The 15,322-nt window shown below is 46.0% G+C and carries 11 protein-coding genes, 1 tRNA gene and 1 pseudogene; 1 reads left to right on the forward strand and 12 read right to left on the reverse strand.

Annotation, left to right across the window (positions count from 1 at the left end):
- Positions 1 to 24: 24 nt before the first annotated feature.
- The 8 genes from QVP35_RS07685 to QVP35_RS07720 form a co-directional block, all read right to left on the reverse strand.
- A tRNA-Ser gene (locus QVP35_RS07685) sits at positions 25 to 110 on the reverse strand.
- Between the two features lie 211 nt (positions 111 to 321).
- A complete protein-coding gene (ispD, locus tag QVP35_RS07690) occupies positions 322 to 1,113 on the reverse strand; it encodes a 2-C-methyl-D-erythritol 4-phosphate cytidylyltransferase (RefSeq protein ID WP_009289892.1) in 792 nt (263 codons plus the stop codon).
- A gap of 16 nt (positions 1,114 to 1,129) precedes the next feature.
- Positions 1,130 to 2,152, reverse strand: coding sequence for a tRNA (adenosine(37)-N6)-threonylcarbamoyltransferase complex transferase subunit TsaD (tsaD, locus tag QVP35_RS07695; protein WP_006565408.1), 1,023 nt, complete (start codon positions 2,150 to 2,152; stop codon positions 1,130 to 1,132).
- A gap of 10 nt (positions 2,153 to 2,162) precedes the next feature.
- A complete protein-coding gene (locus tag QVP35_RS07700; RefSeq protein ID WP_009289893.1) occupies positions 2,163 to 3,074 on the reverse strand; it encodes a ribonuclease Z in 912 nt (303 codons plus the stop codon).
- A gap of 14 nt (positions 3,075 to 3,088) precedes the next feature.
- Positions 3,089 to 3,793, reverse strand: a complete 705-nt coding sequence (gene rimI / locus QVP35_RS07705) for a ribosomal protein S18-alanine N-acetyltransferase (protein ID WP_022260983.1) — start codon at positions 3,791 to 3,793, stop codon at positions 3,089 to 3,091.
- The gene (gene tsaB, locus QVP35_RS07710) at positions 3,774 to 4,502 is read right to left on the reverse strand and encodes a tRNA (adenosine(37)-N6)-threonylcarbamoyltransferase complex dimerization subunit type 1 TsaB (protein WP_006568583.1); all 729 of its coding nucleotides are present in this window, start codon (positions 4,500 to 4,502) and stop codon (positions 3,774 to 3,776) included. The genes rimI and tsaB overlap by 20 nt, the downstream gene beginning before the upstream one ends.
- Entirely contained in the window at positions 4,503 to 4,925 is a 423-nt protein-coding gene (gene tsaE, locus QVP35_RS07715; protein WP_009289895.1) for a tRNA (adenosine(37)-N6)-threonylcarbamoyltransferase complex ATPase subunit type 1 TsaE, read from the reverse strand. It lies immediately after the preceding gene.
- 1 nt (position 4,926) lies between these two features.
- Positions 4,927 to 5,436 carry a YcxB family protein gene (locus QVP35_RS07720; RefSeq protein WP_006568581.1) on the reverse strand — a complete coding sequence of 170 codons (510 nt, stop codon included), beginning with the start codon at positions 5,434 to 5,436 and terminating at the stop codon, positions 4,927 to 4,929.
- A gap of 157 nt (positions 5,437 to 5,593) precedes the next feature.
- On the opposite strand from QVP35_RS07720, the gene QVP35_RS07725 reads away from it, so the two are divergent.
- Positions 5,594 to 6,136: a stage V sporulation T C-terminal domain-containing protein gene (locus QVP35_RS07725; RefSeq protein WP_006568580.1), complete on the forward strand. Its 543-nt coding sequence runs from the start codon at positions 5,594 to 5,596 to the stop codon at positions 6,134 to 6,136.
- 59 nt (positions 6,137 to 6,195) lie between these two features.
- On the opposite strand, the gene uvrA is transcribed toward QVP35_RS07725, so the two are convergent.
- From uvrA to QVP35_RS07745, 4 genes and pseudogenes are all read right to left on the reverse strand, one after another.
- A complete protein-coding gene (gene uvrA, locus QVP35_RS07730) occupies positions 6,196 to 9,021 on the reverse strand; it encodes an excinuclease ABC subunit UvrA (RefSeq protein WP_006568579.1) in 2,826 nt (941 codons plus the stop codon).
- A 9-nt stretch (positions 9,022 to 9,030) separates the two neighbouring features.
- The gene (uvrB, locus tag QVP35_RS07735; protein WP_009289898.1) at positions 9,031 to 11,016 is read right to left on the reverse strand and encodes an excinuclease ABC subunit UvrB; all 1,986 of its coding nucleotides are present in this window, start codon (positions 11,014 to 11,016) and stop codon (positions 9,031 to 9,033) included.
- 367 nt (positions 11,017 to 11,383) lie between these two features.
- A pseudogene (locus QVP35_RS16595) lies at positions 11,384 to 14,971 on the reverse strand (response regulator).
- Positions 14,946 to 15,322 (reverse strand): response regulator (locus QVP35_RS07745; protein ID WP_442852522.1); only part of this gene is annotated, 377 nt, incomplete at its 5' end. The gene QVP35_RS07745 and the pseudogene QVP35_RS16595, both read right to left, overlap by 26 nt.

Below are 15,322 nucleotides of genomic sequence, written 5' to 3' on the forward strand. Positions count from 1 at the left end.
AGCTAATGCTGATCTTCAAAGTAACGGAGAGGGTGGGATTCGAACCCACGCGCCCTTGCGGACAAACGGTTTTCAAGACCGCCTCGTTATGACCACTTCGATACCTCTCCAGGTACTTGTTTTGTTTGTTTTTTGAGCGCCTCTCTCGGTGACGCTTGTATATAATACCAAACGCTCCTACACTTGTCAACAAGTTTTTTGAAAAAAGTTTATTTTTTTGGTATCTGACGGACTCATGCCGCAATCAGGCAGATTTTCGTCTGTCACTGCACATGAAATGTATCTGATTATTTTTAAAATACTTAGAATAAAATCTGTAAACTATTTTTTCTTTTTTGTAAAAAACCGCTTCTGCAGTATCTTCATCTGCAGATAAATAATCTTATCATGGACATTGTGCAGGAACCGGAACAGTTTTCTGGCCTTCACAAGGCTTCCTGCGATTCTCACATCCTCGGGAGTTGTCACCTTAATATTGTCATAACTTCCTTCAATAAGCTTCACTTTAACTCTCTGATCTCCATAATTTTCAAGTACCATACCGTCATCGGTTGCCGTAGTATCTCCACTGTCCATCAACTTCTGATAGGCATCATAGATCAGATTAAAATCAAAACACTGAGGAGTCTGGACCTGCCAGAGCTTTCTTCTTGGAGGTGTCGAAACAGCATAAGTGTCATTGTCTACGACCTTGATTGTATCTTTTGAAGGCATACCGACCACACAAGCTTTATGCCTGCGCACATTGATAATACATTTCCGTATGATATCGGCATTCAGCATCGGCCTCGCTCCGTCGTGAATCAAGACATAGTCTGCCTCTCCAATGCTTCTCAGCCCGAGATAGACAGACTCGTACCGTTCCCGGCCTCCGGCTACGATTCTGCTCACCTTTTCAAACTGATACTTGTCTACAATATATTTCTTACAATAGTCAATCTCATCCTCTCCGGTTACTAAGATGACTTCATCCACCGGACTGTGTTCAAAAGCTTTTAGGGCGTAGTAGATCAGAGGTCTCGACTTAATGATCATATACTGTTTGGGAATCCCGCTCCCCATGCGTTTCCCTTCTCCCGCGCCAAGTACTATGGCTACGATTTTCTCCTTCATGGCATCTCCTAATTGTTTATCTCTGGCCGATCTTCAACCCCGGAACCGCATTCAGATCCCAGCCGCTTCTGGCTCCGTTCATATATTCATAATACCCTGCGGCTCCGATCATTGCCGCGTTATCTGTACATAATATGGGTGATGGATGATAAAATGCAATTCCTGCTTCCCGGCATCTGGTCTGAATTTTCTCCCTGAAAGCTCCGTTGGAAGCCACTCCCCCGGCAATCGCAAGTTTCCGGTAGCCGAGATTCTTTGCCGCTTCAACGCCGTGAGTACTGAGCACATCCACAACAGCTTCCTGAAAAGAAGCCGCCACATCTGCCCGGTTTACTTCTTCCCCCTTCATCTCACACTTATTCAGATAATTCAGAACAGAGGACTTCAGTCCGCTGAAACTGAAATCATTCGGCGCATCGTCCACTTTTGCCCTTGGAAACTTAATCGCTTCTTTATTGCCTTCTCTTGCCAGAGCTTCGATCTTTGGACCTCCAGGATAGCCGAGACCGATGGACCTGGCCACCTTGTCAAAGGCCTCTCCCGCAGCATCGTCCCTAGTACGCCCGATGATTTCATAGACACCGTAATCTTTTACATCCACCAGATGTGTATGTCCGCCGGATACAACAAGACATAAAAACGGAGGTTCCAGCTCGTGGTGTTCTATATAATTGGCACAAATATGCCCTTCAATATGATGCACCCCTACCAGGGGCTTGTTTTTAGCAAAAGCGATTGCCTTTGCCTCCGCTACACCCACGAGCAAAGCTCCAACGAGTCCTGGTCCATAGGTAACTGCTACCGCATCAATAGAATCCAAAGTCTCACCCGCCTCATTCAGCGCCTCTCTGATCACATAGTTGATCTTTTCGATATGTTTTCTCGATGCGATCTCCGGTACGACTCCGCCGTACAGCTTATGTAGTTCTATCTGTGATGAAATAATATTGGATTTGACACTTCTCCCATTTTCCACTACTGCGGCGGCAGTCTCATCGCAGGAAGATTCAATTGCCAGTATTTTAATATTTTTATCCATTGTCCGCTCCCTATTCCTCACAAAAATCCAAAGTAACCGTTTTTCCGTCCTTTCCGGCCTTGGATCTCGGAAAGATTTCTCTGACCTTTCCCATAAATTCCTCTGGTCTTACCAAAGACGGGCTGTAATGGGTCAGCCAGAGCTGACCCACATCTGCCTGTTTCGCAAGCCTTGCAGCTTCATAAAATGTCATATGTTTATACTCTTTTGCCTTTTTCTCTTTGCCTTCTTCCCCATACATGCCCTCACAGATGAACAGATCTGCACCACGGGCATTTTCTGCTATGAAAGGGACAGGTCTTGTGTCCGTACAATAAGTCAGTTTAATCCCTTTTCTTGATTCACCGAGGATCATATCACTGGTTAAGATACGTCCGTCGGCTTCTATCGTCTCGCCTTTCTGAAGACGGCTCCAGTACTTCATCGGGATGTCGTTCTGCCTTGCCTTTTCCGGATCGAATTTTCCGGCTCTCGGTATGATCATATTATATCCATAGCACATAATGTTATGCTGTACCCGGAACGCCTCGATCTGATATCCGTCCATAGGAATCACCTGTTGTTTGCCGGATAATTCCAAAAATTCGATCTCAAACGGGAGATCCGGAGCAATGACCCTTAAGGACTGTACGACCCGCTCCACACCTTTCGGCCCAATGATCAATAACGGTTCCGTCCGCTCGGCATTTCCAAGTGTCAGCAAAAGACCCGGAAGTCCGCTGATATGGTCTGCGTGAAAATGCGTAAAACAGATGGCATCCAGAGGCTTCACACTCCACCCCCGTTCTTTGATCGCCACCTGTGTTCCTTCGCCGCAGTCAATCAGCACGTCATGGCCATTGAACCTGGTCATGCACGCCGTCAGTTTCCGATATGGAAGAGGCATCATGCCCCCGGTACCTAATAAACATACATCTAACATTTTACATCCTTTTTCTAAGTCAAGACTTCTTTCTTTTCTTTCACAGAAACCGGTATTTTAAATTTTTTTACCAGTTCATCATAACAATGTTCGCAAAGATAAAATTCATGGCATTCCAGATCTTTGCCTGAAAAATATCCCCACTCCTTCTCACCTTTAAAAAAATCTTCCTTCTCTTTGATTGTTCGACCACATAAGTTGCACTTCATCTCATTCTCCTCCTTATGGGTCTCATTATAAGAAGGTTTTTCTTCCGATACTACTGGTAATGACTGGGCCGGAACGTCCCAGCGCATTAAAACAGCGTCTTCCATCGGATTCCGGTAATATTTGGGTCGCCGGCCCTGAACGATAAATCCCTGCTTTTTATACATGCGGATCGCCGGCTTGTTGGATTCTCTCACTTCCAGATATACAGCGGAGACAAATCTTTTTGCAAGCTCCTCCTGCAGAACGCGGACCAGCCGTGCTCCAATGCCGAAATTCCGTATAAAAGGCAGAACACCAACTCTGAGCAGTTCTCCCTCATCTGCCGCCAGGCGGCCTATGACATAACCGCTGACGCGTTTCATGTCACGCCATACATATATAAAATAATCCTTTTGTCTGAAGGCGTCCTCGATCGTGCGGAGAGACCACGGATCTGAAAAACACTGCTTTTCCAGCTCTGCAATCATCGCAAGATCCTTTTCTCTTACCTCAAATATTGGTTTCTTCATGTTTCAGCCGTTCTTCTCTTTCCCTTTCAGCCTGGGACTTTCGTAAATATTCAGGCTCAAAATCATCTGCCGTGACAAACTTTCCCTGTTGGTAATAGATACCGGCCAGTGCCCCCACTGCACCGGCTCTCTGCCGCCCCGCAAATTCAGGAGCAAAAAAAGCCTTTTCACCCAACTGTTCTGAGATCGTTTCCCTATGGACAGGCACCCCATCCCCCAGGAAAATTACCGTATCCTCAAAATCCGCCAGCTGATCCAGCTGATCCAGCGTATCCTGCATGCTCTGGGCACATTGTTCTTTTATTACTTTAAACTGTCCGCGCTCAAAACGGTAAAATCCGGTATAAACCTGATTCCTTCTTGCATCCATGATGGGACAGATGATTCCCTGCGCTCCGTACAGCTGAAAAGCCAGGCCGTCCACGGACGGGACCGGAATAACCGGCTTGTCCAGAGCCAGGCCGAGCCCTTTTACTGTGGCTGCCCCGATCCGAAGCCCGGTAAAAGAGCCCGGCCCCATGGCTGCTGCAACAGCATCCAGTTCCGTCAGCTCAAATCCCACCTGTTTTCTCATCACATCCAGCATGGGAAGCAGCGTCTGTGAATGGGTAAGTTTATCATTGACCGTATACTCTGCAACCATTACACCGTCCACAAGATAAGCAGCCGATGCCACAAGCCCTGAACTATCCAACGCTAAAATCTTCATCTATATCTCCTCAATCTTAATTTCCCGGTAATCAAATCCCCGTTCCAGGTTTTTGGAAATCGTAATCTTCGTATAATGTTCAGGCAGGATCTCCTCAATCAAGTTGGCCCACTCAATCAGAGAAACTCCCTGCCCGTAAATGTAATCTTCATATCCAATTTCGTCCATCTCCTCCACATCCCCAATGCGGTAGACATCGAAATGGTAAAAAGGCAGACGTCCTTCTTCATACTCCTGCACGATCGTAAAAGTAGGACTCTGCACAGGTTCCTCTACTCCAAGACCCTTTGCAAATCCCTGGGTAAAGACTGTCTTGCCGACTCCTAAATCTCCGCAGAGACAGTACACATCTCCAGGTCCGGCCTTTTCTCCCAGCAGGAAGCCTGTACGAAATGTATCCTCATAACTGAAGCTTTCTGTCATACTAAGACCTCTTTGCATACTTTGGAAGCTTTGTACTGGCCGGTACATGCTGATAAATATAATTCATGATCTCATCTTTCTGTTCTCCGAGTGCTGCATCAGGATAGATAAATGCACTTTGTTTTCCTGTATATAAAATATACATTCCTCTGCTGTGTCTGATCTTGAAGATCTGATTCCAGGGAATGATGCCCGTTTGATCTCCCATTACCACATGAATTCCGTCTTCCTGAAGATCATATTCCGTTTCGTTTTGATACATTGGATTCCCTGCTGCCTGTTTCTTTGCCTTCATATACAAAATAAGCGGTGTGACGATCGTGAAAAGTGCGATCATTAATACTCCAAGCATTGCATAATACATTCCGCCTCCGGCTGCTGTGCCGCGGAATACCATCATAATCCCGACTAAAACGCAGATAACTGTAAAAATCCCTGACTGTCCATTATATGCATGGGTCATAGAGAACTGATACAGATCTTTTGCAGTTAATCTAATTTTAAAATTCATCTCTTACTCCTTTATCTTTTATCATTGAATTTATGCTTTTCATCTCGCTCTAGTTTTTAATTATATCATAGTAAAAAGAGTTTTGGTATATTTTTTCTCCCGATGCAAACAATATCCACATGGGAAAATATATGTTTGTGAGAGGAGACGTAAACACATGAGAGCAACAGGAATAGTACGACGTATTGATGACTTGGGAAGGATCGTAATTCCGAAAGAAATCCGCAAGACAATGCATATCAGAGAAAGTGATCCTTTGGAGATATTTACGGAACACGACGGAAGCATTATTCTAAAAAAATATTCTCCGATCGGGGAAATGGGGCAGATAGCAAAACAGTACGCTGAGTCCATAGCTGCAACCCTTCCTCATACAATCTGTATCTGTGATCAGGATTCCGTCATCGCCGCCGCAGGTCCGAACGGAAAAAAACTGTCCGGAAAACTCCTGCATGAGCAGGCAGAACAGATCATCATTGACCGCGGACAGTTCAGCGCAGCCAAGGGAGATCAGAATTTTGTTCCGATCATCTCCGATTTTCCTGATGAATTTACAAATCAGGCTGTGGCTACGATTATTGCCGAAGGAGATGCTATCGGACTGGTCTGTATTCTTTCCAATGAAAACAAAATGAATGAACAGGACCTGACCATCGCAAAAATAGGTGCATCTTTCCTCGGTAAGCAAATGGAAGATTAGCTGCATCGAAACCGACGTACAAAAACTGCCGGCATGCTCACCGCATGTCCGGCAGTTTATTATTTATCCAGATATTTTTTCAGGTATTTTCCGGTATAAGACTGTTCTGCTTTACATATCTCCTCAGGAGTACCCTGGGCTACAACAGTTCCTCCCTTATTTCCGCCTTCCGGCCCTATGTCGATAATATAATCCGCAGTCTTTATGACTTCCAGATTGTGCTCGATGACAATGACGGTATTGCCGCCTTCCGTCAGCTTGCTCAAAATATCCACCAGCTTATGGACATCTGCAAAATGAAGTCCTGTAGTAGGTTCATCCAGAATATAGATTGTCTTTCCTGTACTCCGTTTGCTCAGTTCCGTAGCCAGTTTGATTCTCTGGGCTTCTCCCCCGGAAAGCTGGGTGGAAGGCTGCCCCAGACGGATATAGGAAAGACCCACATCTCTCAGCGTCTCCATCTTCCGGCTGATGCTCGGAATATTTGAAAAGAATTCACAGGCTTCCTCAACCGTCATATTCAGGACATCATAAATGCTCTTTCCTTTGTAGAGAACTTCCAGTGTTTCTCTGTTGTACCTCTTTCCCTGACACACTTCACAGGGAACATACACATCCGGAAGGAAATGCATCTCGATCTTAATGATCCCGTCCCCGGCGCATGCCTCACATCTTCCGCCCTTTTTATTAAAGCTGAACCTACCTTTATTGTATCCGCGGCTTCTTGCGTCCTTTGTCATGGCAAACAAATCTCTGATCTGATCAAATACACCCGTGTAAGTCGCAGGATTTGATCTCGGTGTCCGTCCGATCGGAGACTGGTCAATATCGATGATCTTATCCAGCTGGTCAAAGCCTTCGATGTCTGTGTGTTTTCCCGCCTTGATTTTTGCACGGTTCAGCTCTTTCGCCAGTCTCTTATAAACAATCTGATTAATCAGAGAACTCTTCCCGGAACCGGATACACCGGTCACACAGGTAAAGATTCCCAGAGGGATATCCACATCGATATTTTTGAGGTTATTCTCTCTGGCACCAATTACCTTCATCCAGCCGGAAGGCTCTCTGCGCTCCTCCGGAACCGGTATTTTAATCCTTCCGCTAAGATATGCACCGGTGATGGATTTTTTATTCTTCATGATCTGCTGGGCGGTTCCCTGGGCTACAATCTCACCGCCGTACTCTCCGGCTCCGGGTCCAACGTCCACAATATGATCCGCTGCCAGCATCGTATCCTCATCGTGTTCCACGACCAGCAGGGTATTTCCCAGATCTTTTAAATTTTTCAGGGTATTGATGAGTTTGTCATTGTCTCTCTGATGCAGACCGATGCTTGGTTCGTCCAAAATATATGCCACACCCACAAGACCCGATCCGATCTGGGTTGCAAGGCGTATTCTCTGGGCTTCTCCCCCGGAAAGTGTTCCGGTTGCCCTGGAAAGTGTCAGGTATTCAAGCCCCACATTGTTGAGGAACCCTACTCTGGCCTTAATTTCCTTTAAAATCTGGCTTCCAATAAACTGCTGCCGGTCTGTCAGTTCCATCTCGTCCAAAAAGACAGAAATTTCTCCCACAGACATGTCACACATTTCCGCAATATTTTTTCCTGCCACAGTCACAGCCAGTGACTCTGCCTTCAGTCTCTGTCCGTGACACTCCTCACATGGGGTGACCGTCATGTAATTTTCGTACTCTGCCTTCATAGATTCAGAGGATTCCCGGTATCTTCGGCCTACATTCCTGATCAGACCTTCAAAGGATACATCATAAACACCCTGTCCCCTCTGGCCTGTATAATGAACCTTCACTTCTTTTCCATTTGTTCCGTAAAGAATCACGTCTCTGATCTTTTTCGGATAGTCTTTAAAAGGTGTGTTTAGGTCAAATTTATATTCTTTTGCAAGAGCATCGAGGATCGCCCGGGTATAACTTTTCTTGTCTGTACAGGACTGCCAGCCCATCACCTGAATCGCACCTTCCGCAATGCTCAGTTTTGGGTCAGGAATCATAAGATCCACATCAAATTCCATCTTATATCCGAGACCGTGACATACCGGGCAGGCTCCGAACGGATTGTTAAAAGAAAAGCTTCTCGGCTCAATCTCGTCAATGCTGATATCACAGTCAGGACAGGAAAAACTCTGGCTGAAATTCATCGGTTCTCCTCCAATAATATCCACAGTCATTAATCCGTCCGCCAGGTCCAGCGTTGTCTCAATAGAATCCGTCAGTCTCTTTTCAATCCCCGGGCGCACTGCCAGCCGGTCCACAACGATCTCAATGCTGTGCTTTTTATTTTTGTCCAGTGTGATCTCTTCCTCCAGATCATAAATGTTTCCGTCAACCCTGACACGGACATACCCGCTTCTCTTGGCATTTGAGAAAATCTTTTCGTGCCTTCCCTTCCTTCCGCGGACGATCGGCGCCAGAAGCTGAAACTTTGTTCCCTCTTTAAGTTCCATGATCCGGTCTGCCATCTGGTCTACGGTCTGTCTGCTGATCGGTTTCCCACACTTAGGGCAGTGCGGAATCCCGATCCTGGCGTACAGCAGACGGAAATAATCATAAATTTCCGTCACTGTGCCCACTGTGGACCTGGGATTTCGGTTGGTAGATTTCTGGTCGATGGAAATAGCGGGCGACAGACCTTCAATACTGTCTACATCCGGCTTTTCCATCTGTCCGAGAAACTGTCTTGCATAGGAGGACAGAGACTCCATATATCTCCTCTGCCCTTCCGCATAAATTGTATCGAATGCCAGGGAGGATTTCCCGGAACCGCTCAGTCCTGTGAGAACAACGAACTCGTTCCTGGGTATTTGTAAATCCACATTTTTTAAATTATGTTCTTTCGCTCCTCTGATCCGGATAACATCCTTCTTCATAGTATCTCCTTACTTATCATAATCTCTGTAAGCAATTTTATATTCTTTCAGCTCATCCCGCAGCGCTGCGGCCTCCTCAAAGTTCAGCTCTGCCGCCGCCCTGTTCATCTTCTTGGTGAGCCGTTCAATATTTTCCTTCAGTTCTTTCTTGTTCATAGACTCGATATCTTTTTCATTGGACTGCTCTGCTTCTTCCTCATCGGAAATCTTGATCAGATCACGTATATCCTTCTGAATCGTCTGCGGTGTAATACCGTGCTCTTTATTGTACTGATCCTGGATCGCCCGTCTGCGGTTTGTCTCACTGATGGCGGCTTCCATGGAATCCGTCATATTGTCGGCGTACATGATAACATGTCCTTCACTGTTTCGCGCCGCACGGCCCACTGTCTGCACCAGAGAAGTCTCTGATCTTAAAAAGCCTTCTTTATCTGCATCCAAGATCGCGACGAGTGTGATCTCCGGAATATCCAGTCCCTCTCTCAGCAGATTGATGCCGACAAGCACATCAAACACGTCCATCCTCAAATCCCTGACGATCTCTGTACGCTCAAGAGTATCAATATCAGAATGCAGATATTTAACACGGATTCCAACCTCCCTCATGTAATCGGTCAGCTCCTCCGCCATCCGCTTTGTGAGAGTGGTAACCAGAACTTTATGTCCCTGTTCCGTCTCTTTATGCACTTCAGATAAAAGGTCGTCAATCTGTCCTTTTACCGGACGCACATCGATCGGCGGATCTAAAAGTCCGGTCGGGCGGATGATCTGTTCTGCCCTGAGAAGTTCATGCTCTGCTTCATACTTGCTCGGCGTTGCGGAAACAAACATCATCTGATCGATCTTGCTCTCAAATTCGCTGAATTCCAGCGGTCGGTTATCCTTCGCGGACGGCAGACGGAATCCGAAATCCACCAGGGTAGACTTTCTGGACTGATCTCCGGAATACATTCCGCCGATCTGCGGCACTGTGATATGGGACTCGTCCACGATCACGAGAAAATCATCCCCAAAGAAATCGATCAGCGTGCTTGGCGGTTCCCCTGGTTTACCCCCGGTCAGATGCCTGGAATAATTCTCGATGCCGGAACAGAACCCGGTCTCCCTCAGCATCTCTATATCAAAATTCGTTCGTTCCGCAATCCTCTGTGCCTCGATCAGCTGGTCATTTTCCTGAAAATATTTCACCCTCTCGGCCAGCTCCTGTTTGATATTGACGATGGCCTGCTCAATCTGTTCCTGAGGCACTACGTAGTGGGATGCAGGAAATATGGCGAGAAAGTTAATGCTTCTCTTGACCTCTCCCGTGAGAACATCAAATTCCACGATCCTGTCGATCTCGTCTCCAAAAAACTCTACCCGGACAGCCTCCTCAAATGTAGAGACCGGAAGAATCTCCAGAACATCACCTTTCACCCGGAAGGTTCCCCTTTTAAAATCCAGTTCGTTTCGGACGTACTGAATATTGATCAGTTCATCGATCACCTGATCCCTGTCCTTCTCCATACCGGGTCTTAAGGAAATCATCATCTCAGAGTAATTTTCCTTGCTTCCTATCCCGTAGATACAGGAAACACTGGATACTACGATCACATCCTTCCTCTCTATGAGAGCGGCTGTGGCGCTGTGTCTCAGTTTATCAATCTCATCGTTGACGGAAGAGTCTTTTTCAATATAGGTATCTGTGGAAGGCACATAGGCCTCCGGCTGATAATAATCATAGTAACTCACAAAATATTCCACCGCATTATGTGGAAAAAATGCTTTAAATTCACTGTAGAGCTGTGCTGCCAGAGTCTTGTTATGGGCAATGATCAGTGTAGGTTTATTTAATTCCTGAATGACATTTGCCATTGTAAACGTTTTTCCTGAACCTGTAACCCCTAACAGCGTTTCAAACTGATTCCCCTGCTTAAATCCGGAAACCAGCTGTCTGATCGCTTCCGGCTGATCCCCGGTAGGCTCAAATTCAGATACCAATTCAAAATGATCCATAAATATACACCTCCGTATATTGAAAAAAGGGATAGAAATTCCCATAATTATGATTCCCATTCACTGAAATATCATACCCACAGGGCACACTGCACTTTATACCCTTAGGGTAGGCGCGCTTAGAAATGCGCTCCTCCAATAGCGGTAAATAACTTTCGAAAAGTGGCACCTTTGACTTCTAAGCAGCCTGCTCCAGCAGATAATATGTCCATTTTCTACACGATTGGAGTGAGGCATTCTAAGAGCCGAACGGAAATCATGTGGAAAATGTCATACTCTGTGTATCAGACTTGATTATATCAGACCCCACGAAAAAAGTACAGAACAAATTCGAATGTTTGTTCTGTACTATCAAATTTGAATATGCCTATTCTTCACCGCCGTATATAAAATCATATAATGTCCTGTATAATCTGTCCGGCTCGATTGGCTTCGCCAGATGAGCATTCATCCCAGCCGCCTTACTTTTCTCCACATCATCGTCGAATGCATTGGCTGTCATGGCTATGATCGGAATATCCTGAGCATCTTCGTTGCTCAAATTCCGGATATTGGCAGCAGCAGCAAGACCATCCATGATCGGCATCCGGATATCCATGAGGATCGCATCGTAATGCCCCTGCTCGGATTTACTGAACATTTCCATGGCACGAAGACCATTTTCTGCCGTTTCAACGGCAAATCCCTTTACTTCCAGCAGCATCTTTGCAATTTCCGTATTCAGTGCGTTGTCCTCAACCAGAAGAATCCTCCTGCCGTTAAACTCAAAATCTATTTTTTCTTCCGGAATTTTTTCTTCCTCTTTTTGCCCGAGCACTTTTGTAAAAGCTGAAATCAGAGAAGATTTAAACATCGGCTTGCTCATAAGAAGATTGACCCCTGCGGTCTTAGCTTCCTGTTCGATGGAAATCCAGTCATATGCTGTCATGATGATGATCGTTACTTCAGGGCCTACAATCCTGCGCAGACGGCGGGCGGTTTCAATACCGTCCATCTCCGGCATCTTCCAGTCAATGAGAATCATGTCAAAATAATTACCGATATCCCACAGGTGCCGTACCCGTTCCACCGCTTTGTATCCGCTGTCTACCCACTCTGCCTTGATCCCCATTTCTTTTAAAGTCACTACCGCACTCTCGCATACAGTCACATCATCGTCCACCACAAGCGTACTGAGGTGATCAAAATTATAGCTATGCTGTTTCTGATGATGACGCAGTTTTTCTTCTTCTGTGATTCCAAGCTTCACATCCACGGTAAATTCTGATCCCACCCCTTTTATGGAGCGCACGTTAATCCTTCCGTCCATCATATCCACGATGCTTTTAGAAATGGCGAGTCCAAGCCCCGTGCCGCCATAGACAGAAGTAATCCCGGTACTCTCCTGTGAAAATGTTTCAAAAATGTGGGGAAGAAACTCTTCATCCATTCCCACTCCGGTGTCATTTATTATGAAACGCAGAGTCACATCATTTTTCGTTTTTTTGAGGCGCAGCGTAGAAAACGTGATTTTTCCGCCCTCCTCGGTAAACTTGACCGCATTCCCGATAATATTGATCAAAACCTGCTGGAGCTTCATTGCGTCTCCAATATAGTAATCATCGATCATCGGATCTACGACGCAGTCATAATCAACGCCTTTTGCATCTGCCTGGGCATAACAGATGGAATTGATGCCGTTTATAAACTCCTCCATCGGAATCTTTTCATTTTTCAGCAGCATCTTTCCGCTCTCGATCCGGCTCATGTCTAAGATGTCATTGATTAAAGACAGAAGGTACCTGGATGAAATTCCAATCTTTGAAATACAGTCCTCCACTTTAGTTTCATTGCCGATAGACTGAGCCGCTATGGTGCACATTCCAATGATTGCATTCATCGGCGTTCGGATTTCATGGCTCATGCGGGACAGAAAATCAGATTTAGCCGCATTGGCCTGCTCGGCACCGGCCAGCGCAGCGGCCAGTTCCTGTTTCTGCCGCTGTTCCTGTCTCACAATCTCTGTCACATCGACCCTGGCAAGGCAGACACGTCCGAGATCCCTGTCAATGTAGAAAACTTCACACCGCTTCACCTGAAGATTCCCCTGCTGATCCCTCATTTCCATCATAAAAGAATAAGATTCATCTTCTAACAGTTTGCGAATCATGTAGTTGTAGTCAAGATTACCCAGATAAATCCTCCGGGCTTCCTCATCCATAAAACGGTTTGCAAGACCGCGGATCTCCTGCTGAAATTTTCCCTGCATTGGTATCGTATTATTTGCCTTCAGATCAAAGGAAAGCAGGCGGTAATTGTCCTTTACAATATCAATGTCGGCGATCATATCATAGTCCAGATCTGTAATCTTACTGAGCAGTTACTCCTGCATTTTCTGCTCCGTCTCATCTGAAGTGTAGAAGAAAATGATGATATCTCCTGTTTCCGGATTTAGATAAGATCGGAAGTTCGTACTGCTCCAGAACACACTGCCGTCGCTGCGTTTTCTGAGATAATGAAAATTATAATCCACCTTTCCCGCCGCATAGTCTGCTATAACTTTTTCCCGCCGCATTTCTTCTCTGATTTGATTGCCGTAGACGGGATCTGATGCTGACTCTGCCACCTTTTCTATCGTATACTGATAACTCCTGCCAATCTCCGTCACTCCGGCTTCCTCAGATGCCACATAGTTCTCCACAACATTCTGCGTTACATTCATTCTTCCCTGGATGCTGCCTCCATTCAATGACATATCTGCAAAATAAGCCAGTTCCTTCTCATATACTTCCCTGACTCTGTCCTGCAAAAGCTTTTCTTCCGTAATGTCAACGAATACACAGTAAAAATGATGTTCTCCATCTTCTTCCGTAAACAGCTGCGCCTGGATCGAAATCCATACGATCTCTCCATCTTTACGGATCAGCCTGTTCTCATTGTGGATCGTGCTGCCGTATTTCAGCTGTTCCTGCAGTTTTTCTTTCATTACGGCCATATCATCTGGATGAATCACTGCTGCCATATGATTTCCCATGGCGGCAAATTCTTCGCGGGTATAACCTATGAAATCAAACAGCCCGTCATTCGCCGCTATGACAGAAAACTTATCATCAAACCGGCAGCGAAACACGGCACCGGGGATATTATTGTAAATATGTACAATCTCGTTCTGGGCCTTTTTCTGTGCCGTAACATCAATACAGACCGATATAATGGCATCACGGTCATCTTCTGTCACAACCTTATGTGCAACATCGTGCACCCATATATAGGAACCGTCTTTTTTTCTCATACGGTATTCCAGTGTATATTCGTCTCCGCCATCCAGCTGGAATTTAGCATCGGCAACGGCTTTCTCCCGGTCCCCGGGGTGTATGCTGTTGGGCAGCATGCCCTGTATATCAGAAATGAATTCGTCTTCTCTGTCATATCCAAGATAACTTAACATTCTGCGGTTTATAAAATAAAATGGAAATCCTGTTTCCAGGTATCCGCCGATCATCCCTCCTGCAAGTGAATCGTTCAAGATCTGCTGACGCTGGGAAGACAAATTCTACACCACCAGTGTTTTCGGATAATGCTCTGCTTCCCCCTGACTCACCGCCGACTCCGAAAAATGAATACTCCGCACAAGCCAGCTCTCCCTGGTCTGCTCCAGATTAAACAGCCCCCTCAGACTCCATGCGTAAACGGAGTTGGAAAGTATCATTTCCTGAGAAATCATGACGACACCTTCGCCGAGCACCTGTTCGCAAACCACAGAAATGCTTATTTTGAACGGCTCGGGTATCTCCTCAATATCCTGATGCAGATACCGAACCATTTCTTCCCTGCCAAAGGCATATTCTCTTTCTCCGGTTCCGATGAAACTGATATCCTCAGACAGATATCCGGCTGTTTTTTCTGCATCCCGCTGCTCGAACCAGCATCTGCATAAATCCCGTACAGCTTCAGATGCGTTTCTTTGTTCCTCCATATCCTTCTTCCCCCCCCCATAAACTGCAGCTTTCTCTGCCTTCTTCTTTCCCGTGGTACAATCCCTGATCTGCCTGAAATAGTTCTTCACGAGCACGCAGATGAATGGCCTCACGGGTTCTCCGGAGCCTTTTCAGCAAACTTTTCACGGCAAATGGACTGCCGATAAAATCATCTGCTCCAGCCTCCAGGGCTTTCTCCTCTGCTTCCGGGTCCGGCTCTGAGGAGACAATGACCGGTATACTTTCAAGATCCCTGTCTCTCTTCATCTGCTCTGCCACAGCCAGCACATCCGGCCCCGGCAGTGTAAGACTCAATATAACACCGGCGGTCCTTTTTTTATACCATGACA

It is taken from the genome of Anaerostipes sp. CAG:276 (assembly GCF_000432215.1).
Classification (GTDB): domain Bacteria; phylum Bacillota; class Clostridia; order Lachnospirales; family Lachnospiraceae; genus Anaerostipes; species Anaerostipes caccae.